The sequence below is a fragment of the Mesorhizobium neociceri genome (assembly GCF_013520985.1).
Taxonomy (GTDB): Bacteria; Pseudomonadota; Alphaproteobacteria; order Rhizobiales; family Rhizobiaceae; genus Mesorhizobium; species Mesorhizobium neociceri.
On the sequence record NZ_JACDTY010000006.1, the window covers coordinates 225580 to 251492 of the forward strand.

Below are 25913 nucleotides of genomic sequence, written 5' to 3' on the forward strand. Positions count from 1 at the left end.
CGTTATTCCGCCGCCACACCCTTCACCTCGAGATAGCTTTCCATGGAATCGTCCAGCGCCTGCAGCCAAGGTGTGTGGTGCAGCGGCGCCATGGTGCCGGTCATCAGCGAGCGGTAGGCGTGGTCGCGGAAGCTCATAATGTCGTCCGCCTTGTGGTGCTCCCACTCCATAAAAGTCTGATTGACCGCCTCGACGTCGAAGCCGGGATAGTCGGTCTGATCCATCAGCTCCTTGGTGTAGTCGCCCTGGAACCAGATCATCTGCTCGGCGTCTTCGAGCGTTTCTTCACGCGCCCGCCACTTGGCGCCGTGCTCGGCCATCGCTTGCACCGACGGCAGCTTGATGCGGCCCATGATGACGTCGCGGGCAAACCAGGCCTGCGCGTCGAACATGTTGAAGGTGTAGAACTGGTCCTGCATGCCGATATAGGACAGCTTCGGGTTCTTCTCCCAGACGACGCCTTCATAGAGGTCGAGCGGCCACATGCGGTTGGCGGTCTTGAGTTTCAGGTCGTCGGTGAGGAAGGGGAAGGAGTGGAGATAGCCGGTGCAAAGGATGATGGCGTCGACATCCTTGGTGGTGCCGTCCTTGAAGTGCGCCGTCTTGCCGACAACCTTTTGCAGCAGCGGCACTTCCTTCCAGTTCTCCGGCCATTTGAAGCCCATCGGCTTGGAGCGGTAGCTGGAGGTGATCGATTTGGCACCGTATTTGTAGCATTGCGAGCCGATATCCTCGGCCGAATAGGAACGGCCGATGATCAATATGTCCTTGCCCTTGAACTCCATCGCGTCGCGGAAATCATGGCTATGCAGGATGCGGCCGTTGAAGGTCGAGAAGCCCTCGAAATAGGGAACGTTTGGCACCGAGAAGTGCCCGGAGGCGACGACGACATTGTCGAACTCTTCGGAGTAGGTGACGTCGTTGGTGCGGTCATGCGCGGTGACGGTGAATTTCTTCGTGACATCCGAGAAGGTGACCATGCGCACAGGGCTGTTGAAGCGCACCCATTTGCGAAGGCCTGATTTCTCGACGCGGCCCTTGATATAATCCCACAGCACGGCGCGCGGCGGGTAAGAGCCGATGGGACGGCCGAAATGCTCCTCGAATGTGTAGTCGGCGAATTCCAGGCATTCCTTCGGTCCGTTCGACCAGAGGTAGCGGTACATCGAGCCGTGGACGGGATCGCCATGTTCGTCGAGACCTGTGCGCCAGGTGTAGTTCCACAAGCCGCCCCAGTCGGACTGCTTTTCGAAGCAGACGATTTCGGGAATCTCGGCGCCCTTGTCGGCCGCCGACTTGAAGGCCCTGAGCTGGGCCAGACCGGACGGCCCGGCTCCAATGACGGCAACGCGAGTTTTCATGGCAGGCCTCCCGGTCTCATTTCGACTTTTGTCTCGACGCAATTCCCAAGGGAGAGCGCTATGAGCTTTTCCCCGGAAAGCTGTTCCACACTTTTCCCAGAATTGCTCTTACGAAACAAATTTCACTCACAGTCACACTAATTGCCTCTTCGATGCTGTCAACAGGCCTTGTGGCGAAACCGCGTTTCGCCCCAACGGATTTCCGGCAAAAACCGATGACAGCGCAAATCCTGTGCGGACACCATTCGACTTAAGGGGCTTGCTGTCGAGGTTGCGTTTCTGTATCGGCACCGAATATGTTCACCTTGAGTGAAATAAATCTGCGATTCTTGTCTGCGATTCTTGGGAGCGGCGACATGGCGAAGACAGCATCCGATCTCAAGCCCGGCCCCGTTCCAGCCAAGGCCTTGCCGAAGGCTGCCGACGGGCGCGCGATCCGCACGCCACTGACGCAGAACCCGCATGCCATTCGCGACACCCGCGAAAAGGTGCTGGAAGTGGCGATCGGCCGCGAAGTGCGCGCATTTCGCAAGAAGCTCGGCATTACCGTTGCCGATCTGGCAGTCGCCACCGACATTTCACTGGGCATGCTGTCCAAGATCGAAAACGGCATCACTTCGCCGTCATTGACCACATTGCAGGCGCTGTCGCGGGCGCTCGGCGTTCCCGTCACCGCCTTCTTCCGCCGCTTCGAGGAAGAGCGCAGCGCCGTCTTCGTCAAAGCGGGCGAAGGCCTCGATGTCGAGCGCCGCGGCACGCGCGCCGGCCACCAGTACAATCTCTTGGGACATATCGGCTCCAACACCAGCGGCGTGGTGGTCGAGCCCTATCTGATCACGCTGACCGAGGATTCGGACGTCTTCCCGACCTTCCAGCATGAGGGCATGGAGTTCCTCTATATGCTGGAGGGCGAGGTGGTTTACCGCCACGGCAGCAACCTCTACCCGATGAAGCCGGGCGACAGCCTGTTCTTCGATGCGGACGCGCCGCATGGACCGGAACAGCTGACGAAACTGCCGATGCGGTATCTGTCGATCATTTGCTATCCGCAGAATAGTGCGGGGTGAGACACTTGGGTTCCTCGCCCCCACGAAAGTGGGGGAGAGGTGGCTCGGCGAAGCCGAGACGGAGAGGGGGACCGCGCTCTACGAAGGCCCCCTCTCCGGCCGCTTCGCGACCACCTCTCCCCCGCTTTGCGGGGGCGAGGAACCCTGGTCTTGATCAATCCGGCCCAAACCCCGGTGACGTCGCGCTGCCATTATCCAGCTTCGACAGCCATTCGACCAGCGTCGGCCGATACCGCGTCAGGCCCTTATACGTTGCCAACTCCTCCGGCAGGTCGCGGATGACGCGGTGCAGGCGCCGTGCCCATTTCGGCTGCGTCACCAGCTCGTCCATCTTGATGAGATAGCAGCGGATCGGGAAGACGATGCCGTTCGAGCGCGGCAGCCGCCAGAAGCTCTGCAGCTCGACGCGCAGATGCACCTTGTCGCCGACATTTTCCGGCGTCACCGTCGCGCGGTCCGGTCCCCATTTGTGATAATTTTCAGGGCTGGTGTCGAGGCGCGGATTGATGGTCATCGTCCAGTTGAGCCGCCGTGCCGGCTTGCCCTGCTGGATGTTGGTGAGGAATTTCAGCGCCCTGACGAAGATCCCCTTCTCATGCGCAAGCGGCACCGGCGCGTGCCACTCGAAGAAGTTCATACCGATGTCGAAATCGAGCGACCAGTCGGCCTGGGTGGTGACCATGCCGGCATCCATCCACAGATTGCCGTCGCGCTGGTCGAGGATGCAGAAATCGCCCTGGCTCTGGCGGGTGATGTATTCCATCGGCCCGTAGGGCAGCGTCGAGGTGTCGCCGAAGGTGAAGGTGTCGTCGATGCCGAGCGGCCGGTTGATCCAGCGCCAGCGGTCGCCGTCGCGGGTCAGCGTGAAATGCTCGGGATAGCCGAGCGCCTGCTGCTCCATCAGGAGCTCGAGCAGGTCCCAGCCGGCCAGCGTCATATGCGGCAGCGACTGGCAGCGCAGCGGATCCTCGGCCAGCACCAGCGCGCGATCCTGCATCTCGGCGACATAGTGCTCGTCGACGTCGATCAGGTTTTCCAGCACCGAACCCTTGGGGCCAACCACATGCGGCTCGATGTTGACGGCATACATGTAGGCGTCTTCATGGAACGGGAACGGAAACCGCCTGATGTGCTCCGGGCTGTTCTTGAAGGTGAAATCGTCGCGGAACGTTTCCTTGCGAAAGGTGATGCCCAAGCTCGCCTCCTATCTTTCCAAGACCAGGGACTTGCCCTCGAAGCGCGACACGCACGGCATGATCTTGCAGCCGGAACGGTGGTCTTCCTCGCTCAGCCAGTGGTCGTTGTGGATGAACTTGCCGTCATACGAGATGACGTTGGTTTCGCATTGGCCGCAGACGCCGCCGCGGCAGAGATAGGGCGGATCGACGCCGGCGGCTTCGATGGCTTCGAGCAGGCTCTGCTGCTCGCCGACGCGGATTGTCTTGCCGCTGACGGCCAGCGTCACATCGAAAGGCAGGCCGGGCTGGGGTGCCGCGAAATGCTCGTAATGCACGGTCTCCGGCGGCCAGCCAAGTGCTGCCGCGCGCTCGCGCACCCAGTTGATCATGCCCGCCGGGCCGCAGACATAGAGATGCGTGCCGAGCGGCTGCGAAGACAAGAGCCGATCGAGCTCGATGCGCTCCTCCAGATCGTCGTGATAGAGCCGGATGCGGCGGCCGTAGCGCTCCTGCAGCACGTCGGCATAGGTGCCGAGCGAAGCGGTGCGGCAGGTGTAGTGCAGCTCGAAATTGCCGCCGGCCCCGGCGAGCTGCGCGGTCTGCGCCATGAACGGCGTGATGCCGATGCCGCCGGCCAGCATCAAATGCTTCTTCGCGCGCAAATCGAGCGAGAACAGATTGACGGGATAGCTGACCACCATCTCCAGGCCCGGCTTGACCGACCGGTGCATGAATAGCGAGCCGCCGCGGCCGACATCGTCGCGGCGCACCGAGATGGTGTATTCGCGGGTGTCGAGCGGCGACCCCATCAGCGAATAGGGGTTGAGCCGGGTGAGGTCGCCGTCGCGCATCTCGACCACGACATGGGCGCCGCCGGAAAAGGTCGGCAACAGCTCGCCGTCGCGGCGGCGGAAATGGAAGCGGGTGACGAGGTCGTTGACCGGGACGACATCGCTGACCACAACATCGAGCTTGGTGGTGCCGGTGCTCATGGGAAGGCCTCCTCGACAGGAGGAATTTCACTGCGGTCCTCGGCATTGATGCAGACGCCCTGGAATGCGGCGAGACGCCTGGAATAATGGTCGCGCACCAGAAGCAGCAGGCCGCAATGCGCACAGGTGGCCGGCTGCGTCGTCACGTTCTCGGTGATGCCCTTGCAATGCACGCACTGCATGCGCCGCGCCAGCGAGCCGCGATGCTCCGTCTGCATCGAGGTGTGGTCGATGCCAGCTTCGAGCGCCACCTGCATGGCCTGGCCGATCAGCCCTTCGGTGCCGGCGAGATAGAGGCGCAGGCCCATATGGGCGTTGGTCAGCGTCTGCTTCAGGCGCGGCAAAAGGCTCGCGAAGGATGGCGCAACGTGAAGTTGCGCCGACTTCAGCGCTTCGAGGGCTTCGACATACTTGCCGTCGGGACCGGGAATGAAGACGATCTCGGCGCCGTCGAAGAAGCCGGGCGGCGCTGTCTTTGCCATATCAACGATCGCAAGCGCGCCTTCCGCATCCGCCACGAAAAGATGATGCTTGCCGGGCTGCGGAGACAGGGTTCCGTAAATGGGCCGGCTGATGATCGTCTTGGCTGCCATTCTCTCTTTGTGCCCTAAAATCCCTCGCTGTCGATTATGCCTCAGCCTTTTGCCGTACGCTTGGTCTTCTTGGGATCGTCGAAGGGCAGCGGCTGCGCCGTCGCCTTGATCGAGCCGCTCTTGTTGCGGATCTCGAGCTTGGTGTCCTTGACCGCGCAGTCGACGTCGAGACGAGCGATGCCCATCGATTTCTTGACCAGCGGCGAGTACATGGCGCAGGTTACCACGCCGACCTTCTTGCCGTCGCGATAGACCGGCGCGCCCTCGTCAGCCGGTTCCTTGCCGTCGAGCAGAACGCCATAGATCTTGAAGCGTTCCTTGCCTTTCAGCCGATAATGCTCCTCCGCGCCGCGGAAGCCGGTTTTCCCTGGACTGACGGTGAAGTCGAGGCCGAGCTCCCACAGAGTGTCGCCGGGGCCTTCATTCTCGAAGGGATATTTCTGCGAATTGTCGTAGGGATAGAATAGCAAATAGCTTTCGACGCGCAGCATATCGAGCGTGGTGAAGCGGCAGGGAATGATGCCGGCGCTCTTGCCCTCATCGAGGATCCTGTCCCAGATCGTGCCGGCATCCTGGCCGCGGCAGAAGATTTCGTAGCCGCGCTCGCCGGTGTAGCCGGTGCGCGAGATCATGACGGGAAAACCGAAAAGCTGCGTCTGCATGTGATGGAAATAGTTGAGATCGCGAATACCCGGCACGTGCTTGGCGAGGTAATCGACAGCGGTCGGCCCCTGCAGCGACAGATCGTGCAGATTGTCGTCGAAACGCAGCGAGACGTCGCGGCCGACGGAAGCGCGCTGCAATTCCTCATGGCCGGTGCCGGAGCCGTGCACCACCATCCAGGCGTTCGGGCCGGTGCGGTAGAGGATGCAGTCATCGGTGAATTTGCCCGCCTCGTTCAGCATGCAGGCATAGGCCGACTTGCCGGGATAGATCTTTTCGACGTCGCGTGTCGTCGCCAGGTCTATCAGATGCGAGGCATGCGGGCCGGTGATGTGGACCTTCTTCAGGCCCGACACATCCATCAGCCCGGCCTTGGTGCGAATGGCGGTGTATTCCTCGTCGGCATCCTTGTCGTAGGTCCAGGCGGTGCCCATGCCGCTCCAGTCTTCGAGCTTCGAGCCGAGCGCGCGGTGGCGATCCGCCAAGGTCGAAAATCTCCAGGATGCCGTCATGGGCTTGCCTCTCCTCCGCAATTGCCGACGTTTCGCCACTTAAACGCACTGGTTAAGCCGGCGTGGCGTTTCGAACCATATTGACTCAAAACTCCAAAAGCGCGCAATACTAAGATGCAAAAAGTTTTACTGGGAGGCAAGGAATCCAACTGAGCTGAGGGGACATAAAATGGAAGGGAATCTGAACGCACTAACGACCATTTTCACCGAATTCTACTACTGGGTGACCATCGTCATGATGTTCCTCATCCATGTCGGCTTTTGCACCTACGAGGTCGGCGTCTCGCGCCGGCGTAATCACCTGAAAACCCTGATGAAGAACGCGATGGCGATTCCGCTCGTCACGGTGACGTTCTACCTTTTCGGCTGGTGGATCTATTTCGCCTTCCCCAACGGGCCGGGCTTCGTGTCGGGGGGGTTGATTACGGCACACTTCGCCGAACCCTGGAACCCGCTGATGGCCACCCACCTGTCGGGTGTCAACCCAGGCGAACCAGGCGTCACGGCTGCCGACGCCGCAATATGGCACCGGCTGAATGGCGTTTTCTGGGGCGCCTTCCTGCTGTTCTCCATAACCACGGCGTCCATCATCTCGGGTTCGATCATCGAACGCGCGCGCTCGGGCGCGTTTTGGATCATCGCCGTGCTTATCGGTTCGGTGCTGTGGATTCTCGACGCGGCCTGGGGCTGGCATCCGCAGGGATGGATGGTCAAGCTTTGGGGCTATCATGACGCCTATGCATCGGGTGTGGTGCATGCGATCGCCGGCGGAGCGGCCCTCGCCTTCCTCATAGTGCTCGGCCCGCGCATCGGCAAATTCCGGCCCGACGGCACGCCACGCGACATCCCGCCCCACAATGTGTGGCTGGTGACGATCGGCCTGTTCCTGATCTACACCGGTTTCTGGGGTTTCTATGCCGCCTGCAACATTCCCATCATCAGCCCGGCGGCGATCGCCGGTCAGATCACCGGCGACACCTGGACGGCGACCAACATCTATCTTGCGCCGACCTCGCTTTCGGCAATCACCTTCAACTTCCTGATGTCGCTGTCGGGCGGGATGATGGGCGGCTACATCGTCTCGAAGGGCGATCCCTACTGGACGTTTTCGATGGGACTTTGCGGAATTATATCCGCCTCGGCCGGCAACGACCTCTATCACCCGATCCAGGCGATGCTGATCGGCGCGATCGTCCCGGCCATCTGCTACAAGCTGCATTACTATGTCGAGCGCCGCTTCAAGATCGACGACGCGGTGGGCGCCGTTGCCGTGCACGGGTATGGCGGCTTCCTTGGCGTCGTGGTGGCGGGTTTCATGTTGTGGGGACAGCCGTCGTCACCCTATGAGGGCTTCGCGCATATCAATCCGCTCGGCAATTTCGCCGGCGCGGTGCTGATGTTCGGGCTCGGGTTCATTCCGACCTGGATCGCCTGCAGGATCCTCAACAGCATGAACCTGTTGCGCGTGCCGGAGAAGGTCGAACTCGAGGGTGTCGATTTTGCGCTCAATCACGCATTCATGGCGTCGGTGAGCGAAGTCGGGGCCGCTGAAAAAGCGATGATCAAGTAGTCAACGGACAGGAGAACCCGAAAAATGTCGACCAATGGAATGGAAAGCTGGGCCGTCGACCTCAAGGATATCGGCGCAATCTACCCGTTTCAGGGCCTGGAGGTGCTGATGGTGATCATCGGCTTTGTCTTCTGGATCGCCTGGCACGTCATCCAGACCCGCCACGAGAACGCGGAAATCGAGGCCGATATGGCTGCGGATCGCAGTGGCGACGAGACAAGAGAAGCGATCGATCGCTACTAGTCCGACATCCATCACCCGGCGCCGTTCGCGCGCCGGGTGACTTGTTTGTTATGAAAAAAACTTTCATGTGAGTTGAATTTGACAAACGAAGCTGGTAGCACCGAAATCATACTCATCTCGGGAGGCTGACATGTGTGGAATCGTCGGACTTTTTTTGAAGGACAAGTCGCTTGAGCCGCAGCTCGGCTCGATGTTGTCGCAGATGCTGATCTCGCTCAGCGATCGCGGCCCCGATAGCGCCGGCATCGCAATTTATGGCGCGCCTTCGAAGAATGAAGCCAAGATCACCATTCAGTCGGCCAGGCCCGAGCGCGATTTCCGCGGCCTCGACGCAGAGCTGGCCAAGGCAATCGGCGCGCCGGTGAGCATTGCGGTGAAGTCGACGCATGCGGTGCTCAGAACCGTGCCAGGCAAGGTCGACGCCGCGCGCGAGGCACTGCAGTCGATCCGGCCCGATGTGCGCATCATGGGCGCCGGCGAAGCGGTGGAGATCTACAAGGAAGTCGGCCTGCCGGAAGCGGTCGTCGACCGCTTCGACGTTCGCTCGATGACCGGCACGCATGGCATCGGCCACACCCGGATGGCGACGGAATCGGCCGTGACCACGATGGGCGCGCATCCCTTCTCGACCGGCGCCGACCAGTGCCTGGTGCACAATGGCTCGCTGTCCAACCATAACAATGTGCGGCGCGAACTGCGGCGAGAAGGCATGACCTTCGAGACCGAGAACGACACCGAGGTCGCGGCCGCCTACCTCTCCTCGCAGATGGCGCATGGCAAGAACCTCGGCGAGGCACTGGAAGGCACGCTTTCCGACCTCGACGGCTTCTTCACCTTCGTCGTCGGCACCAAGAACGGTTTCGGCGTGGTGCGTGATCGGATCGCCTGCAAGCCCGCCGTCATGGCCGAGACCAACCAGTATGTCGCCTTCGGCTCGGAATATCGCGCGCTGACCAAGCTGCCCGGCATAGACAATGCGAGGGTCTGGGAACCGGAACCCGCAACCGTCTATTTCTGGGAGCATTGAGCCCATGCCGGCAACCAAACTTTCGAAGGCGGCGCAAGACCACGCCTCCCGGGTCTTCGATCTTGATGTGTCGTCGCTGCGAGAGCTCAACCAGGCGCTTCACAATCTGACGTCCGGCTCCAACGAAACGGCGTGGGAAGTGGTGAACCCGAAGGGCAGTCATTCGGTTGCTGTCGGCGTCGACCAGCCGGTCAGCATCGATGTGCGCGGCAGCGTCGGCTATTATTGCGCTGGCATGAATGACGGCGCCGCGATCACCGTGCACGGCTCGGCCGGTCCCGGCGTCGGCGAGAACATGATGTCGGGCTCGATCGTCATCAAAGGCGACGCCAGCCAGTATGCCGGCGCCACCGGCAAGGGCGGACTTCTGGTCATCGAGGGCAACGCATCCTCCCGCTGCGGCATCTCGATGAAAGGCATCGACATCGTCGTGCATGGCAATATCGGCCACATGTCGGCCTTCATGGCGCAGTCCGGCAATCTGGTGGTGCTGGGCGATGCTGGCGATGCACTGGGCGACTCCATCTACGAGGCGCGGCTGTTCGTGCGCGGCAAGGTCGAGAGCCTGGGCGCCGACTGCATCGCCAAGGAGATGCGGCCCGAGCACATCGAACTGCTGCAAGGCCTGCTCGACCGCGCCGGCGTCACCGGCGTCAAGCCGTCGGAGTTCAAGCGCTATGGCTCGGCGCGCACGCTCTACAATTTCAATATCGACAACGCCGATGCGTATTGATCGCTGGATTCAACATCGCCGCGTGGCCGCTTCGTTTCTGGCCACAGCCCTTGTCGGCACTGTGCAACTTCCAAGCGTTGGACATGCGGAGCAGCCAGCCGAATTCGCAACTGTACAGTGCCCGACTGATGTCGTGAGGTGCGTCCGCAAGGCACACAGGCGCTGCCCCATAAATGTGACCTTTATCGCTGATCCTTCGAGGCAACTTGGTTTCAAGATTTATCCAAAAGGTGCGCCTTTGACCAACAACGCTATTCGGGGCAGACCTATGTTTGTCGTCTGCGGCAGGCGCACGAAATGAAAGCGGCCACGCTTTCTGCCGTTGAATGCACCGCGTTATTCACTTGGATTGCCCTGCGATCGGAACCAACAGCATGACCTACAAGAACCCGCCGACGACGCCGCGCAAATCCGCGACCTTCGACGACTACACGCTTTCTGAAATCCGCCGCGCCGCGGCCACCGGCATCTATGACATCCGGGGCGCCGGCGCCAAGCGCAAGCTGCCGCATTTCGACGATCTCCTGTTCCTCGGCGCCTCGATCTCGCGCTATCCGCTGGAAGGCTATCGCGAGCGCTGCGATACATCCGTGGTGCTGGGCTCGCGCCATGCCAAGAAGCCTATCGAGCTGAAGATACCGATCACCGTTGCCGGCATGAGCTTCGGCTCGCTGTCCGGCCCGGCCAAGGAAGCGCTTGGGCGTGGCGCCACGCTGTCGGGTACCTCGACGACGACCGGCGACGGCGGCATGACCGAGGAAGAGCGCGGCCATTCCAAGACGCTGGTCTATCAATATCTGCCGTCGCGCTACGGCATGAACCCGCGCGACCTGCGCCGCGCCGACGCCATCGAAGTGGTCGTCGGCCAGGGCGCCAAGCCCGGCGGCGGCGGCATGCTGCTTGGCCAGAAGATTTCCGACCGTGTCGCCGAGATGCGCACGCTGCCGAAAGGCATCGACCAGCGCTCGGCCTCGCGCCATCCCGACTGGACCGGGCCGGACGATCTCGAAATCAAGATCCTTGAATTGCGCGAAATCACCGACTGGGAAAAGCCGATCTACGTCAAGGTCGGCGGCGCCCGCCCCTATTATGACACCGCGCTTGCGGTGAAGGCCGGCGCCGACGTCGTCGTCGTCGACGGCATGCAGGGTGGTACTGCAGCGACACAGGAAGTGTTCATCGAAAATGTCGGTCAGCCGACGCTTGCCTGTATCCGCCCGGCGGTGCAGGCGCTGCAGGATCTCGGCATGCACCGCAAGGTGCAGCTGATCGTCTCCGGCGGTATTCGCAACGGCGCCGATGTCGCCAAGGCGCTGGCGCTTGGCGTCGACGCAGTGTCGATCGGCACGGCAGCGCTGGTCGCGCTCGGCGACAATGATCCGCGCTGGGAGGCGGAGTACAATGCGCTCGGCACCACCGCCGGCGCCTACGACGACTGGCACGAGGGCCGCGACCCCGCGGGCATCACCACGCAGGACCCCGAACTGATGAAGCGCGTCGATCCCATCGCCGCGGGACGGCGTCTCGCGAACTATCTCAAGGTGATGACGCTGGAGGCGCAGACCATCGCCCGCGCGTGCGGCAAGAACAGCCTGCACAATCTCGAGCCCGAGGATCTCGTCGCGCTCACCATCGAAGCCGCCGCCATGGCCGGCGTGCCGCTTGCCGGCACCAACTGGATACCGGGGAAGAACGGCTTCTAGACAAAGACTAGCCAGATCACATAAGCGAGGAACTATAATGGGGAACGATCTCGCCGCATTCGCCAAAGAGAACGGCGTCAAATATTTCATGATTTCCTACACCGACCTGTTCGGTGGCCAGCGCGCCAAGCTGGTGCCGGCGCAGGCGATCGCCGACATGCAGAAGGACGGGGCCGGCTTTGCCGGTTTCGCCACCTGGCTCGACCTGACGCCCGCGCACCCCGACATGCTGGCGGTGCCGGATCCGGCCTCGGCGATCCAGCTGCCGTGGAAGCCCGATGTCGCCTGGGTCGCCGCCAATTGCATCATGGACGACAAGGAAGTCGAGCAGGCGCCGCGCAACACGCTGCGGCGGTTGATTGCCGAGGCCGCCACCGACGGCATGCACGTCAAGACCGGCGTCGAGGCCGAGTTCTTCCTGATCTCGCCGGACGGCAGCGTCATTTCCGACAAATACGATACGGCCTCGAAGCCCTGTTACGACCAGCAGGCTGTGATGCGCCGCTACGATGTCATCGCCGAGATCTGCGACCACATGCTGGCGCTGGGCTGGAGCCCCTACCAGAACGACCATGAGGACGCCAACGGCCAGTTCGAGATGAACTGGGCCTTCGACGACGTGCTCGCCACCGCCGACAAGCACTCCTTCTTCAAGTTCATGGTCAAGTCCGTAGCCGAAAAGCACGGCCTGCGCGCCACCTTCATGCCGAAGCCTTTCCAGGGCCTGACCGGCAATGGCTGCCATGCGCATATCTCTGTCTGGGACAAGGCCGGCAAGACCAACGTCTTTGCCGACAATGCGATGGAGCTCGGCCTGTCGGCCAAGGGCAAGAATTTCCTCGGCGGCATCATGAAGCATGCCTCGGCCTTGGCCGCGATCACCAACCCGACGGTCAATTCCTACAAGCGCATCAACGCGCCACGTACGATTTCGGGCGCGACCTGGGCACCGAACACGGTGACCTGGACCGGCAACAACCGCACCCACATGGTGCGCGTGCCCGGCCCCGGCCGCTTCGAGCTGCGCCTACCCGATGGCGCCGCCAACCCCTATTTGCTGCAGGCCGTCATCATCGCCGCAGGCCTCGACGGCATCCGCTCCAAGGCCGATCCCGGCAAGCGCTACGACATCGACATGTATCAGCATGGCCACACGGTGAAGGGTGCGCCCAAGCTGCCGCTCAACCTGCTCGACGCGCTGCGCGAATACGACAAGGACAAATCGTTGAAGGCGGCGCTGGGTGAGGAATTCTCGTCGGCTTACCTAAAGCTGAAGCATCAGGAATGGAATTCCTATGCTTCGCACTTCACGCAATGGGAGCGCGACCACACGCTGGACATATGAGCGTCCTAAGCGGTGCGAGCGACCTCGGAATGACCTGATGAAATATTCGATCTTCTCGCTCGCCCGCGCCGCCCTTTCCGGCCACAAGAACTGGCAGCGAACCTGGCGCGATGCCAGCCCGAAAGACCACTACGATGTGGTGGTCATCGGCGGCGGCGGCCATGGGCTCGCCACCGCCTGGTTCCTCGCCAGCGAGTTCGGCATCAAGAACGTCGCCGTGCTGGAAAAGGGCTGGATAGGCTCCGGCAATGCCGGCCGCAACACCACCATCATCCGCTCCAATTACGGCCTGCCCGGCAATACCGGCTTCTACGAGCTGTCGATGAAGCTGTGGGAGCGGATGGAGCAGGACCTCAATTACAATTCAATGGTCAGCCAGCGCGGCGTTCTCAACCTCTACCACTCCGACGCCCAGCGCGACGCCTATGCGCGGCGCGGCAACACCATGCGAATCAACGGCATCGATGCCGAACTGCTCGACCAGGCCGCGCTGAAGAAGATGCTGCCGTTCCTGAATTTCGACCATGCGCGCTTTCCCGTGCAGGGCGGCCTGCTGCAACGGCGCGGCGGCACGGCGCGCCACGACGCGGTGGTATGGGGCTATGCGCATGCCGCGAGCGAACTCGGCGTTGACATCATCCAGAATTGCGAGGTTACCGGTTTTGTCCGGGACGGTAACGGCAAGGTCACCGGGGTCGAGACGTCGCGTGGCAAGATCGGCGCCGGCAAGGTCGGCATGGCGGTTGCCGGTTCCTCCTCGCGCGTGGCGGCGATGGCCGGCCTGCGCCTGCCGATCGAAAGCCATGTGCTGCAGGCCTTCGTCTCCGAGGCGATCAAGCCGCTCATCCCTGGCGTCATGACCTTCGGCGCCGGCCATTTCTATGTCAGCCAGTCGGACAAGGGCGGCCTGGTCTTCGGCGGCGACATAGACGGCTACAATTCCTACGCCCAGCGCGGCAATCTGCCTGTGATGGAGGATGTCTGCGAAGGTGGCATGGCGCTGATCCCGATGATCGGCCGCGTGCGGCTTCTGCGCCAATGGGGCGGCATCATGGACATGTCGATGGACGGTTCGCCGATCATCGACAAGACGCCGGTCGACGGGCTCTACCTCAATGCCGGCTGGTGCTATGGCGGCTTCAAGGCGACGCCGGCGTCCGGCTTCGTCTTTGCCCATCTTCTGGCGCGCGATGAATCGCACAAGGAGGCGGCGCTGTTTCGCCTCGACCGGTTCCAGCGCGGCGCCATGATCGACGAAAAGGGCCAGGGCGCCCAACCGAACCTGCACTGAGGACAGTTAGATGCGTATTGTCTGTCCCTTCTGCGGCGAACGCGAACTCAGCGAGTTCAGCTATCTCGGCGACGCCAAGCCGCAGCGCCCCGTCGCGAATGCCGGCGAAGATGCCGTCTACGACTATGTCTATCTGCGCGACAACGTCGCAGGCGTGATGGCTGAGAACTGGTATCACGGCGGCGGCTGCCGCGCCTGGCTGAAGGTCACCCGCAACACGCTGACGCACGAGATTTCGGCGGTGGAGCCGACGGCGGGTGCTGGTGCCGCAAAGGTTGGTGCGTGATGGCCGGCGCACAGACAAACCGGCTGGACAATGGCGGTCTCATCGACCGCTCGGCGCCGCTGAACTTCCGCTTCGACGGCAAGACTTTCCAAGGCTTCCAGGGCGACACGCTGGCGTCGGCGCTGGTTGCCAATGGCGTCAAACTGGTCGGCCGCTCGTTCAAATACCATCGCCCGCGCGGCATTCTCACCGCCGGCTCGGAAGAACCCAACGCGCTGGTCGAACTGCGCACCGGCGCACGTCGCGAGGCCAACACCAAGGCAACGACGGCCGAACTCTATGAAGGGCTCGAAGCGGCCAGCCAGAACCGCTGGCCGTCGCTGCGCCACGATGTGATGTCGGTGAACCAGTTGTTCGCGCCGATCTTCGTCGCCGGCTTCTACTACAAGACCTTCATGTGGCCGGCGAAATTCTGGGAGATGATCTACGAGCCGGCGATCCGCCGCGCCGCCGGTCTCGGCCGTGCCGCGATCGTCGCCGACCCGGATCACTACGACAAGGCCTGGGCGCATTGCGATGTGGTGATTGCCGGCTCCGGCCCGGCGGGCCTGGCGGCAGCTTTGGCCGCCGGTCGCAGCGGTGCCCGCGTCATCCTGTGCGAAGAAGATTTCACGCTCGGCGGCCGGCTGCTGTCGGATGGCGGCACAATCGACGGGCTGCCGGCCGCGGAATGGCTGACGCGGACACTGACCGAACTCGCCTCGACGCCAGATGTCCGCATCATGACCCGCACGACATTGTTCGGCGTCTATGATGGCGGCACCTATGGCGCGATCGAGCGGGTCAACGACTATCTGCCGACGCCGCCCGAACACCAGGTGCGGCAGCGGCTGTGGCGGATCGTCGCCCAGCGCTGCGTCGTCGCGGCCGGCGCGATCGAACGCCCCATCGTCTTTGCCGGCAACGACACGCCCGGCGTGATGATGGCATCGGCCATGCGGACCTATGTCACGCGCTATGCCGCGACGCCGGCAAAGCGCATTGCGCTGTTCACCAACAATGAGGATGGCTGGCGCACGGTCGAGACGGCGCTCGCAGCCGGGCTGCAGGTCGCGGCGGTGATCGACGCGCGGCCCGACGTCTCGCCCGCCCATCGCTCGCTCGCCTCCAGGAATGGCTTCACGGTGCTGCACGGCTCCGTCAGCGGCGTCGATGGCGGCAAGGACGGCGTGCGCAAAATCGCGGTGTCGCTCACCGGCGGCGCACGCGCCGAAGTCGAGGCGGACGGGCTTGCGGTTTCCGGCGGCTGGAACCCGGCGGTCGGTCTCACCTCCTACCATCGCGGCCGGCCGAAATGGCGCGACGACATCTCAGCTTTCGTGCCCGACGGCGCGCCTCCCGGAATGGCCGCGGCAGGTGCCGCCAACGGCGATTTCGGGCTCGGCGCCTGCCTCAGCCAAGGCTTTGCCACTGGTGCTGCAGCCGCGCGCGATGCGGGGCGCAATGGCAATGCGGGCGCAGCACCGATCGCCGACGACGAGGCGTTCTCGCTCACTCCGCTCTGGCACGTCGCCGGCAAGGGCAAGGCCTTTGTCGACCAGCAGCATGACGTCACCGCTTCCGACATCGAGCTGGCGCAGCGCGAGGGCTTTGAATCGGTCGAGCATCTCAAGCGCTACACGACGCTCGGCATGGCGACCGACCAGGGCAAGACGTCGAACGTCGCCGGCCTCGCCATCATGGCGGCGGTAACAGGCAAATCCATTCCCGAGACCGGCACAACCATCTATCGGCCGCCCTATGTGCCCGTCGCCATCGGTGCCTTTGCCGGCCATCATCGCGACGAAACGTTCCATGCGACGCGGCTGACGCCATCGCATCACTGGGCCGCCGAACAGGGTGCGATCTTCGTCGACACCGGCCTGTGGAAACGCGCGCAATGGTATCCGCGCGCCGGCGAGAAGGACTGGCTGGAATCGGTCACCCGCGAGGTCAAGGCGGTGCGCTCAGGCGTCGGCTTCTGCGATGTCTCGACGCTCGGCAAGATCGACGTGCATGGCCCCGACGCCGGCGCCTTCCTCGACCGCGTCTACATCAACACCTTCTCCAGCCTTGCCGTCGGCAAGGCACGCTATGGGCTGATGCTGCGCGAGGACGGCCTGGTTTATGATGACGGCACGACGTCGCGGCTGGCCGAGGATCACTACTTCCTCACCACCACCACGGCAAAGGCCGGGCTGGTAATGCAGCATCTCGAATTCTGCCGCCAGGTGCTGTTCCCGGAACTCGACGTGCAGTTGACCTCGGTCTCCGACCAATGGGCGCAGTTCTCCATCGCCGGGCCGAAGACACGTGACCTGTTGAAGGAAATCGTCGATCCAGCCGAGGATCTGTCCAACGAAGGTTTTCCGTTCATGGGCGCGCGCGAAGTGGCGCTGCGCGGCGGCATCAAGGCGCGGCTGTTCCGCATCTCCTTCTCCGGCGAGATGGCGTTCGAGATTTCGGTGCCGGCCCGCTATGGTGGGGCGATGGCGCGCAATCTGATGCAGGCCGGAAAACCGTTCGGCGTGACGCCCTACGGCACCGAAGCGCTGGGCGTCATGCGCGTCGAAAAGGGCCATGTCGCCGGGCCGGAACTGAGCGGCACGACGACCGCCGCCGATCTCGGCCTCGGCAAGATGATGTCGACCAAAAAGGACTTTATTGGGCGCGTCATGGCCGGCCGCGAGGCGCTGGTGGCGCCGGACCGGCAGGTCGTGGTTGGCATCAAACCGGTCGACAAGGCGCGCCGTTTGCGCTCGGGCGCGCACATCATTCCGAAGGGGCAGACGCCCGGGCCGGACAACGACCAGGGCTACGTCACCTCGGTCTGCTTCTCGCCGACACTCGACCAGTGGATCGGGCTTGGTCTGGTCGAACGCGGCCGCGAGCGCATCGGCGAGATCGTCCACGCGCATGATCCGCTGCGCGGCGAGGACTATGATGTCGAACTCTGCAATCCCGTCTTCTACGATCCGGATGGAGGACGCCAGCGTGGCTGAGTTTTCCTGGGATATTCGTAGTCCAATCGAGCGGGCACTTGTTGTCGGGCCTTACGGCGCACTAGGCGAAGCCGGTGTGTCGTTGACGGAGATCCGCAACTTCGACCTCGTCCAGGTGATGGCACGGCGCGGCAAGGCGGCCGAGATGACTAAGCCCGCGAAGGCGCGCTTTGGGGTCGCGGCTCCTGAAATGCCGAAGGCAGTCAGCACCGCCGACGCGACGCTGATCTGGTCGGGACCAGACCAGTTTTTCGTTTTGTCGAAGGGCGGCAAGCACACGACTGAAGCACTCGTCCAGACGTTTGCATCTTCCGCCTCCCTATCGGACCAGTCGCATGCACGCGTGTTGATCAGCATCTCCGGCCCGAAGGGGCGGATGATGCTGGCCAAGCTGTCGTCGATCGATTTGCATCCCGATGCGTTCCCGGCTGGGGCGGCTGCTACGACCTCGATGGACCACACCAGCGTTACGCTGTGGCGCGGCAACGACCGGCCGGATGGGCAGGCGGTGTTCAATGTACTGGTGTTTGCGACGTTTGCCGAAAGCCTGTGGCACACGATGCTGGATTCGGCTGCGGAGTATGGTGTCGAGATCGGGCATTCCGAGGATTTGGCGTAGCGCTTGTGCGCTTCTTCCTTCTCCCCCTGTGGGAGAAGGTGGATCGGCGCGAAGCGCCGAGACGGATGAGGGGTGTTCCAGGGAACGCCAACGTCTCACTCCGCTGGAACACCCCTCATCCGTCGCCTTCGGCGACACCTGCTCCCACAGGGGGAGAAGGGGGAGCTTACGTCACCTTCGCCTTGCCAAACGCGACCGCGCTGCTATTCTTGCTGCTAAAGTAATTTTACACACAGGCAAACTTGTTTCTTTAACCGCAAGGCTGAGATGAGCCAGTCGCCCTACCCCACAGTGACAGCCGGACCGCCCCGGCCGAGCCTGATCCTGAGGCCCGGCCAGATCGCGCTGCCGCCCGGCATGGAGCGGTATACGATACAGGGCAATGGCGCGGTGCTGATCGAGGTCGAGACCGGCGATACATTTACCGTCCGCAATATCGAGGGTGGGCAGGCCTGCGAGCTCGTTGCCTGGGACAAATCAGGCGTGACCGATCCTTCGATCCTCGGCGAGAAATCCAACAGCAATGCCGCCGGGATCAAAGCGCTGCTCGCCGACGGTGACAACGGTCTCGCGTCCGTGCGCCGTGGACTCGAGCGCCGCCAGGTGCAGCTCGACCAGCCCAAGGCCGTGCGCGTGTTCGGCGGCGCCACGCCGGCTGGCACGGAACAGGCCTTCACCGTCGCGCGCGACGCTGCTGTGCTAATTGCAGCGCCCGGCGGGCCGATGCTGGTCGATGGCCACGATACGGCAACGCCGCTCACCGTCATCGTACGCCGCGCGACCGTGCGCCTGAAATCGAAATCCCAGCTGGCCGATCCGCTCGCCGAGCCGGTGCTCGATTTGCGCGTCCATTCCGCAACCGCCGAATCCTATTTCGTCAAGGCGGGCGACTATCTGCAGATCATCGACGTCGATGGCCGCCAATGCACCGACTTCCAGTGTTTTTCGGCCCGCAAGCTGGACAAGGGCCTCGACCATCCTCTTGACGTGACGACGACGCGCACGCTGATGGGGTCGAGCTATCCGATGCCCGGCCTGCACTCGAAGTACTACGACCAGGACATGGAGCCGCTGGTCGAGGTGGTGCAGGACACGTGCGGTCGGCACGACGCGTTCGCGCTGGCGTGCGCTGCCAAATATTATGACGACATCGGCTATCCCGGCCACACCAACTGCTCGGAAAATTTTAACCGCGCGCTTTCGGACAAAGGCGTGAATGCCCGCGCCGGCTGGATGGCGATCAACTTCTTCTTTAACACGGCGATCGACGCTCATGGCGTCATGGTGTCCGACGAGCCGTGGTCGCGGGCCGGCGACTATGTGCTGCTGAGAGCCCTGACCGACATCGTCTGTGTCTCCTCAGCCTGCCCCGACGACACGACGCCGGCCAATGGCTGGGACCTCACCGACATCCATGTGCGGACCTATTCCGGCCAGCACAAATTCTCGCGAGCGATCGCCAGACGCATGACGCCCGATTCGGAACCCAAGATGACCCGCGAGACCGCCTTCCACTCATCCTTCGCCAAACACACCCGCAACTTCGCCGAATACAGGGGCTATTGGCTCGCCAATTCCTTCGCCAAGGAGGGCCCCATCGCCGAATACTGGGCCTGCCGGCAGGACGCGGTGATCATGGACCTGTCGCCGCTGCGCAAGTTCGAGGTCACCGGCCCGGATTCCGAAGCGCTGCTGCAGTACACGCTGACCCGCGACGTCAAGAAGCTCGGCGTCGGCCAGGTCGTCTATTCCGCCATGTGCTACGAGCATGGCGGCATGATCGACGACGGCACGCTGCTCAGACTCGGCAAGGACAATTTCCGCTGGGTCGGCGGCGACGATCTGTCCGGCGAATGGCTGCGCGAGACGGCGAAAAAACTTGACCTCAACGTGCTGGTGCGCTCCTCCACTGACCAGATGCACAATGTCGCCGTGCAAGGGCCGAAGAGCCGCGACATCCTCCGCGAGGTGATCTGGACCTCGCCGCTGCAGCCGTCGATCGACGAGCTCGAATGGTTCCGCTTTGCCGTCGCACGCATTGGCGGCGGCAACGGCATTCCGGTCGTGGTGTCGCGCACCGGCTATACCGGCGAACTTGGCTATGAGATCTGGTGCCATCCACGCGACGCCGAGAAAGTGTTCGACGCCATCTGGGAAGCCGGCCAGCCGCATGGGCTGAAGCCGATGGGCCTGCAGGCGCTCGACATGGTGCGCATCGAGGCTGGGCTGATCTTCGCCGGTTACGAGTTTTCCGACCAGACAGACCCGTTCGAGGCCGGCATTGGCTTCACCGTGCCGTTGAAGACCAAGACCGACGATTTCATCGGCCGCGAGGCGCTTATCCGCCGCAAGGAACACCCGCAGCATAAACTGGTCGGGCTCGACATCGACAGCAATGTCACGGTTGGCCACGGCGATTGCGTCCATGTCGGCCGCGCCCAGATCGGCGTCGTCACCTCGGGCATGCGCTCGCCGGTGCTGAACAAGAACATCGCGCTGGCCAGGCTCGATGTCACCCATGCGGCCATCGGCACAGAGGTCGAGATCGGCAAGCTCGACGGCCATGCCAAGCGGCTGCCGGCGCGCGTGGTGGCCTTCGCCCATTACGATCCGCAGAAGACCAAGCCACGCTCCTGACGGTCGCTGTCAAAGCCTGACCGAACTGCTTCGCCGGCTGTTGCCGACGTCGTTTTGGTCCTGTTTCGCAAGCGTGATGTGCACGACATCACAAATCGCTTGACGTGAAAGCGCGTCGGATCAATCTTCACTGTTAAGAAAAAAATACGACTGAGTGGAAACACCGGAGTCGTGACGGTCATGTGCCGGGGGAACAAGCTTCGCGCAGTCGAGGCATCGCCGGCGGGAACAGCGAAAAGGGGAATTCACAGACATGAGCACGATAAGCACGGCCCTGGAGCAGCCTGCGGAAGGCAAGCTGCACCGGAACATCGACTGGCGCGGCGCCTTCTGGGTGGCGAGCGGCGTCCCAGCGCTGGTCCTGTTTTCGATCGGCGGCATTGCCGGTACGACGGGAACGCTAGCCTTTGGGATCTGGATCGCCTCCATGATCATGGGCTTCCTGCAATCCTTCACTTATGCCGAGATCGCTGGCTTGTTCCCGAACAAGTCCGGCGGCGCCTCGATCTATGGCGCCACCGCCTGGCTGCGTTATTCGAAATTCATCGCGCCGCTGTCGGTGTGGTGCAACTGGTTCGCCTGGTCGCCGGTGCTGTCGCTCGGCTGCTCGATCGCCGCCGCCTATATCCTCAACGCACTGGCGCCAGTGCCGCTTTTCACCGATGCGTCGCCGGATGTCGTTGCTTATATCGCGGCGCATGCCGGAACGGCGCCTGCCGACGCCATCGCCGCGGTGACCGCGGCGGCCACGCCGGCGATCCGCAACTGGACGCTGTTCAGCCACACGCTGGGTCCTGTCTCCTTCACCCTCAACGCAACCTTCTTCATCGGCGCGGTGCTGATGCTGATCATCTTCGCCATCCAGCATCGCGGCATTCTCGGCACCGCCAATGTGCAGAAATACATCGGCCTCTTGGTCATCATCCCGATGCTGATCGTCGGCGTCGTGCCGATCGTGACCGGCCAGATCAACTGGGCGAACTTTTCGCCGCTGGTGCCGCTCGCCGCCGCCTATGCGCCGGAGCCTGGCTCGTGGAACATTGCCGGCTGGACGCTGGTTCTCGGCGGCATGTTCATCGCCGCATGGTCGACCTACGGCTTCGAAACGGCCGTCTGCTACACGTCGGAGTTCAAGAACCCGGGCACCGACACATTCAAGGCGATCTTCTATTCCGGCCTGCTTTGCATGCTGTTGTTCATTCTGGTGCCGTTCACCTTCCAGGGTGTGCTTGGCTTGAACGGCATGCTGGCGACGCCGATCGTCGACGGCTCGGGCGTCGCCGATGCACTGGCCGGCATGGTTGGCGGCGGCGCGCTCATCCACAGCCTGCTGGTGATGCTGATGATCCTGGCGCTGGTGCTGTGCATCATGACGGCAATGGCCGGCTCTTCGCGCACGCTCTATCAGGGCTCGGTCGACGGCTGGCTGCCGCGCTATCTCAGCCACGTCAACGAACACGGCGCACCGACCCGCGCCATGTGGACGGATCTCGTCTTCAACCTGATCGTGCTGGCCATCGCCTCGGCCGACGCGACGAGCTTCTTCTTCATCCTCGCCGTGTCGAACTGCGGCTACATCATCTTCAACTTCCTCAACCTCAACGCCGGCTGGATCCACCGCATCGACAACGGCCACATCAATCGGCCGTGGAAGGCGCCGAGCTGGCTGCTCGGCCTCGGCGCCATCTTCGCCTATGTCAATGCCATCTTCATGGGCGCCGGCGCCAAGGTGTGGAACCCGATGGCGCTGTGGGCCGGCCTGATCACCGCGGCCCTGATCATCCCGGTGTTCTGCTACCGGCATTACGTCCAGGACAAGGGCAAGTTCCCCGACCACATGCTGGCCGATCTCGGCATGGCGGGCGCCGACCTTTCGGTCAAGAAAGCTGGCATGCTGCCCTATTTGACGCTGGTCGCCGGCGTGGTGGTGATGCTGCTCGCCAACTGGTACTTCGTCATCTGAAAATGACGGCTTGAAATGAATGGGCGCGCTTCGGCGTGCCCGTTTCCTTTTGCGCTGAAGCGTCAGCCGGCCTTACGAACCGCCGCTTCCTCGCCTTCGAAGAACCGGTTCGGCGGCCGCTTCAGGCCGAGATTCTCACGCAAGGTCGTGCCCTCATACTCGCGCCGGAAGAGCCGACGCCGCTGCAGCTCGGGCACCACCTTCTCGGCGAAGTCGTCCAACCCGGCGGGCAGATAGGGGAACATGACGTTGAAGCCGTCGGATCCCTCGGCAACCAACCATTCCTCCATCGCGTCGGCGATGGTTTTGGGTGTGCCGACGAACGCAAGGCCGGAATAGCCGCCGAGCCGCTGCGCCAGCTGGCGGACGGTCAAATTCTCCCGGCGCGCCAGTTCGATGACGCGCTCGCGGCCGCTCTTCGAGGCATTGGTCTCGGGGATTTCGGGCAGAGGCGCGTCGGGATCGAAGCCGGACGCGTCATGGCCGAGCGCGATCGACAGCGAGGCAATGCCGCTCTCGTAGTAGACCAGGCTGTCGAGCTTCGCCCGCTTGGCCTGCGCTTCTTCGACACTGTCGCCGACGATGACGAAAGCGCCGGGCAGGATCTTGATGTCGTCGCGCGAGCGGCCGAGCTTTTGCGCACGCCCTTTCACGTCGGCAAAGAAGCGCTGTCCGGCCGCGAGATCGCTGTGGGCGGCGAAAATCACCTCCGCCGTTTCGGCCGCCAGTTGCCGCCCCGCCTCCGAGGCGCCGGCCTGAACGATGACCGGCCAGCCTTGCACCGGACGCGCAATGTTGAGCGGGCCACGCACCGACAGATGCTCGCCCTTGTGGTCGAGCACATGTAGTTTGGCGGGATCGAAATAGAGCCCGCTTTCGGCGTCGCGGATGAAGGCGTCGTCGGCAAAGCTGTCCCACAGCCCGGTGACCACATCGTAGAATTCCCGCGCATTGTGATAGCGCTCGTCGTGCTCGACATGTTCGTCGAGGCCGAAATTCAGCGCGGCATCGGGGTTGGATGTGGTGACGATGTTCCAGCCGGCGCGGCCGCCGCTGATATGGTCGAGCGAGGCGAAGCGGCGAGCGATGTGATAGGGCGCGTCGAAGGTCGTCGATGCGGTGGCGACCAGGCCTATATGGTCGGTGACGGCGGCGAGCGCCGACAGCAGCGTGAACGGCTCGAACGAGGTCACCGTATGGCTGCGCCGCAGTGCCTCGATCGGCATGTTGAGCACGGCCAGGTGGTCGGCCATGAAGAAGGCATCGAACTTGGCCGCTTCCAGCGTCTGCGCGAAGCGCTTCAGATGGGCGAAGTTGAAGTTGGCGTCGGGATATGAGCCGGGGTAGCGCCAGGCGCCGGTGTGAAGACTGACCGGGCGCATGAAGGCGCCGAGCCGCAATTGCTTGTTGTCTGCCATGGGATGATCACCTGAGGTGGACGAGCTCTACCTTTATTGGAGCATGATCTTTTCCAAAAACCGGTACCCACTTTTTGGGATCATGCTACCGCTCCGATATATCGCCAAGATCGGACGGCTTTGCCGTGCTGGAAAGGAATTCTGTTTTGCAAAACCCTTGTTGCGGAGCATTTTCCTACGGGTGCCGTTCAATCTATTTTGATGAACACGCCCTTGGTGTTGAGATATTCGCCGAGATGCTCGGCGCCGCCCTCACGGCCATAGCCGCTCATCTTGTAGCCGCCGAAGGGCACCGCCGGATCGATGGCGTGGTAGGTATTGACCCACACGGAGCCGGCGCGGATTTTTCGCGACAGCTGGTGCGCCGTGGCGACGTTCTGTGTGAAGACCCCGGCGGCAAGGCCGTAGGGTGTGCTGTTGGCGCGCTCGACCGCTTCGTCCAGCGTGTCGAAGGGCAGCGCCGAAATCACCGGCCCAAAGATTTCCTCGCGGGCGATCTTCATGTCGTCGGAGACGCCGGCAAAGACGGTCGGCGCGACGAAATTGCCGGCCGCCAGCGCGCCCTCCGTCAGGCGGGTACCGCCGGTGACTAGCTTGGCACCCTCGGCAGCGCCGGCTTCGAGATAGCCCGTGACACGTTCGAGCTGCCGCAGCGAAACCAGCGGGCCGATCTCGGTTGCCGGGTCGATGCCGTCACCGATCCTGAGGCCCTCGGCATAGGCAGCGAGCCGCGCGACGAACTCGTCATGGATGGAGCGCTCTACGAACAGGCGCGAGCCGGCAATGCAGATCTGGCCGGAATTGGCGAACACCGACATCGCTGCCACCGGCACCGCTTTGTCGAGATCGGCATCGGCACAGACGATGACCGGCGACTTGCCGCCGAGCTCGAGCGAGACGCGCTTCAGATTACCGGCTGAGGCGCGTACGATCGACTGGCCGGTCGCGGTCGAACCGGTGAAGACGATCTTGTCGACGCCCATATGCTCGGCAAGTGGGGCACCCGCCTCGGCGCCGGTGCCGGTGACGATGTTGACGACCCCTGCGGGAACGCCGGCCTCGTTCATGATGTCGGCGATCAGCAGCGGCGTCAGCGGCGCCTCTTCCGACGGTTTCAGCACGATGGTGCAGCCGGTGGCGAGCGCCGGGCCGATCTTCCAGACCGACGCCGCGGTCGGCGCGTTCCATGGAATGATGGCGCCGACGACGCCGACCGGCTCCTTGCGGGTGAAGGAGACGATTTCGCCGGCCAGCGAATTGTCGATGGTCTCGCCATGCAGCGCCGTCGCCATGCCGGCGTAATAGCGCAACATGCCGATGACGCGGTTGCGGTTGGCGCGCGTGCGCACGATCGGCATGCCCATGTCCGTGGTGTCGGAGCGGCTGATCTCTTCCCAATGCTTTTCGAAGAGGTCGGCGATCTTGAGGAGCAGCACCTGCCGCTCATAGGGCTTGAACCGGCTCCACGGTCCTTCGAAGGCTTTTCGCGCCGCGGCCACTGCCAATTCTATGTCCTGACGGTCGCCGCGCGGCACCGTGGCGATCACCGCGCCGGTCGCCGGATTGCGGGTTTCCATGGTCTGGCCCGAGCGGGCATCAACCCAGGCACCGTCGATGAACATCTGCCGATGGCGTCCGTCGATCGGCAGGCGCAGGGCGATCGAGGTCTGGGCCAGGGTCATGATCATCCTCCACGCGAAAGGTGGGGCACCATGGCCGCCGGAACGCCAC

General features: G+C 63.0%; 20 protein-coding genes. 13 read left to right on the plus strand and 7 right to left on the minus strand.

The window, feature by feature from the left end; genetic code table 11:
• Positions 1-2 precede the first annotated feature (2 nt).
• Positions 3-1361, minus strand: coding sequence for an NAD(P)-binding domain-containing protein (locus H0241_RS15000; protein ID WP_181058437.1), 1359 nt, complete (start codon positions 1359-1361; stop codon positions 3-5).
• 356 nt (positions 1362-1717) lie between these two features.
• Here H0241_RS15000 and H0241_RS15005 point away from each other — a divergent pair, with 356 nt between their 5' ends.
• Positions 1718-2428, plus strand: a complete 711-nt coding sequence (locus tag H0241_RS15005; RefSeq protein ID WP_181058438.1) for a helix-turn-helix domain-containing protein — start codon at positions 1718-1720, stop codon at positions 2426-2428.
• A 154-nt stretch (positions 2429-2582) separates the two neighbouring features.
• On the opposite strand, the gene H0241_RS15010 is transcribed toward H0241_RS15005, so the two are convergent.
• From H0241_RS15010 to H0241_RS15025, 4 genes are read right to left on the minus strand one after another with little or no spacing between them, the layout of a single operon-like run.
• Positions 2583-3623 (minus strand): heme-dependent oxidative N-demethylase family protein, encoded by a 1041-nt coding sequence (locus tag H0241_RS15010; protein ID WP_181058439.1) that lies wholly within the window; start codon positions 3621-3623, stop codon positions 2583-2585.
• 9 nt (positions 3624-3632) lie between these two features.
• Complete coding sequence (locus H0241_RS15015) at positions 3633-4598, minus strand: PDR/VanB family oxidoreductase (RefSeq protein WP_181058440.1); 966 nt, start codon at positions 4596-4598, stop codon at positions 3633-3635.
• Positions 4595-5191 (minus strand): dimethylamine monooxygenase subunit DmmA family protein, encoded by a 597-nt coding sequence (locus H0241_RS15020; protein WP_181058441.1) that lies wholly within the window; start codon positions 5189-5191, stop codon positions 4595-4597. The genes H0241_RS15015 and H0241_RS15020 overlap by 4 nt, the downstream gene beginning before the upstream one ends.
• 41 nt (positions 5192-5232) lie before the next feature.
• Positions 5233-6366 (minus strand): aminomethyltransferase family protein, encoded by a 1134-nt coding sequence (locus H0241_RS15025; RefSeq protein WP_027041338.1) that lies wholly within the window; start codon positions 6364-6366, stop codon positions 5233-5235.
• A gap of 169 nt (positions 6367-6535) precedes the next feature.
• Here H0241_RS15025 and H0241_RS15030 point away from each other — a divergent pair, with 169 nt between their 5' ends.
• The 12 genes from H0241_RS15030 to H0241_RS15085 all read left to right on the plus strand — a co-directional run bounded on the left by H0241_RS15030 (position 6536) and on the right by H0241_RS15085 (position 22764).
• Positions 6536-7936, plus strand: coding sequence for an ammonium transporter (locus H0241_RS15030; RefSeq protein WP_181058442.1), 1401 nt, complete (start codon positions 6536-6538; stop codon positions 7934-7936).
• Positions 7937-7960: 24 nt separating this feature from the next.
• Positions 7961-8179 carry a hypothetical protein gene (locus H0241_RS15035; protein WP_181058443.1) on the plus strand — a complete coding sequence of 73 codons (219 nt, stop codon included), beginning with the start codon at positions 7961-7963 and terminating at the stop codon, positions 8177-8179.
• Positions 8180-8309: 130 nt separating this feature from the next.
• Positions 8310-9206, plus strand: a complete 897-nt coding sequence (locus H0241_RS15040) for a class II glutamine amidotransferase (RefSeq protein ID WP_181058444.1) — start codon at positions 8310-8312, stop codon at positions 9204-9206.
• A gap of 4 nt (positions 9207-9210) precedes the next feature.
• A complete protein-coding gene (locus H0241_RS15045) occupies positions 9211-9939 on the plus strand; it encodes a GltB/FmdC/FwdC-like GXGXG domain-containing protein (RefSeq protein ID WP_181058445.1) in 729 nt (242 codons plus the stop codon).
• 374 nt (positions 9940-10313) lie between these two features.
• Positions 10314-11642 (plus strand): FMN-binding glutamate synthase family protein, encoded by a 1329-nt coding sequence (locus H0241_RS15050; protein ID WP_181058446.1) that lies wholly within the window; start codon positions 10314-10316, stop codon positions 11640-11642.
• A gap of 37 nt (positions 11643-11679) precedes the next feature.
• Positions 11680-12987, plus strand: coding sequence for a type III glutamate--ammonia ligase (glnT, locus tag H0241_RS15055; protein ID WP_181058447.1), 1308 nt, complete (start codon positions 11680-11682; stop codon positions 12985-12987).
• Positions 12988-13024: 37 nt separating this feature from the next.
• Positions 13025-14278 carry a sarcosine oxidase subunit beta family protein gene (locus tag H0241_RS15060; protein ID WP_181058448.1) on the plus strand — a complete coding sequence of 418 codons (1254 nt, stop codon included), beginning with the start codon at positions 13025-13027 and terminating at the stop codon, positions 14276-14278.
• 10 nt (positions 14279-14288) lie between these two features.
• Positions 14289-14564, plus strand: coding sequence for a sarcosine oxidase subunit delta (locus H0241_RS15065; RefSeq protein ID WP_181058449.1), 276 nt, complete (start codon positions 14289-14291; stop codon positions 14562-14564).
• On the plus strand, positions 14564-17545 hold the full coding sequence (locus H0241_RS15070; RefSeq protein WP_181058450.1) for a sarcosine oxidase subunit alpha: 2982 nt from the start codon (positions 14564-14566) through the stop codon (positions 17543-17545). Before H0241_RS15065 ends, H0241_RS15070 begins: the two co-directional genes overlap by 1 nt.
• On the plus strand, positions 17523-18164 hold the full coding sequence (locus H0241_RS15075) for a sarcosine oxidase subunit gamma (RefSeq protein ID WP_210284916.1): 642 nt from the start codon (positions 17523-17525) through the stop codon (positions 18162-18164). Before H0241_RS15070 ends, H0241_RS15075 begins: the two co-directional genes overlap by 23 nt.
• A 267-nt stretch (positions 18165-18431) precedes the next feature.
• A complete protein-coding gene (locus H0241_RS15080) occupies positions 18432-20801 on the plus strand; it encodes a DUF1989 domain-containing protein (RefSeq protein ID WP_181058451.1) in 2370 nt (789 codons plus the stop codon).
• A gap of 253 nt (positions 20802-21054) precedes the next feature.
• Entirely contained in the window at positions 21055-22764 is a 1710-nt protein-coding gene (locus H0241_RS15085; RefSeq protein WP_181058452.1) for an APC family permease, read from the plus strand.
• Between the two features lie 62 nt (positions 22765-22826).
• On the opposite strand, the gene H0241_RS15090 is transcribed toward H0241_RS15085, so the two are convergent.
• Together H0241_RS15090 and H0241_RS15095 are read right to left on the minus strand one after the other, a co-directional pair.
• Entirely contained in the window at positions 22827-24182 is a 1356-nt protein-coding gene (locus tag H0241_RS15090) for an LLM class flavin-dependent oxidoreductase (RefSeq protein ID WP_181058453.1), read from the minus strand.
• Between the two features lie 188 nt (positions 24183-24370).
• Entirely contained in the window at positions 24371-25864 is a 1494-nt protein-coding gene (locus H0241_RS15095; protein WP_181058454.1) for an aldehyde dehydrogenase family protein, read from the minus strand.
• Between the last annotated feature and the right edge of the window lie 49 nt (positions 25865-25913).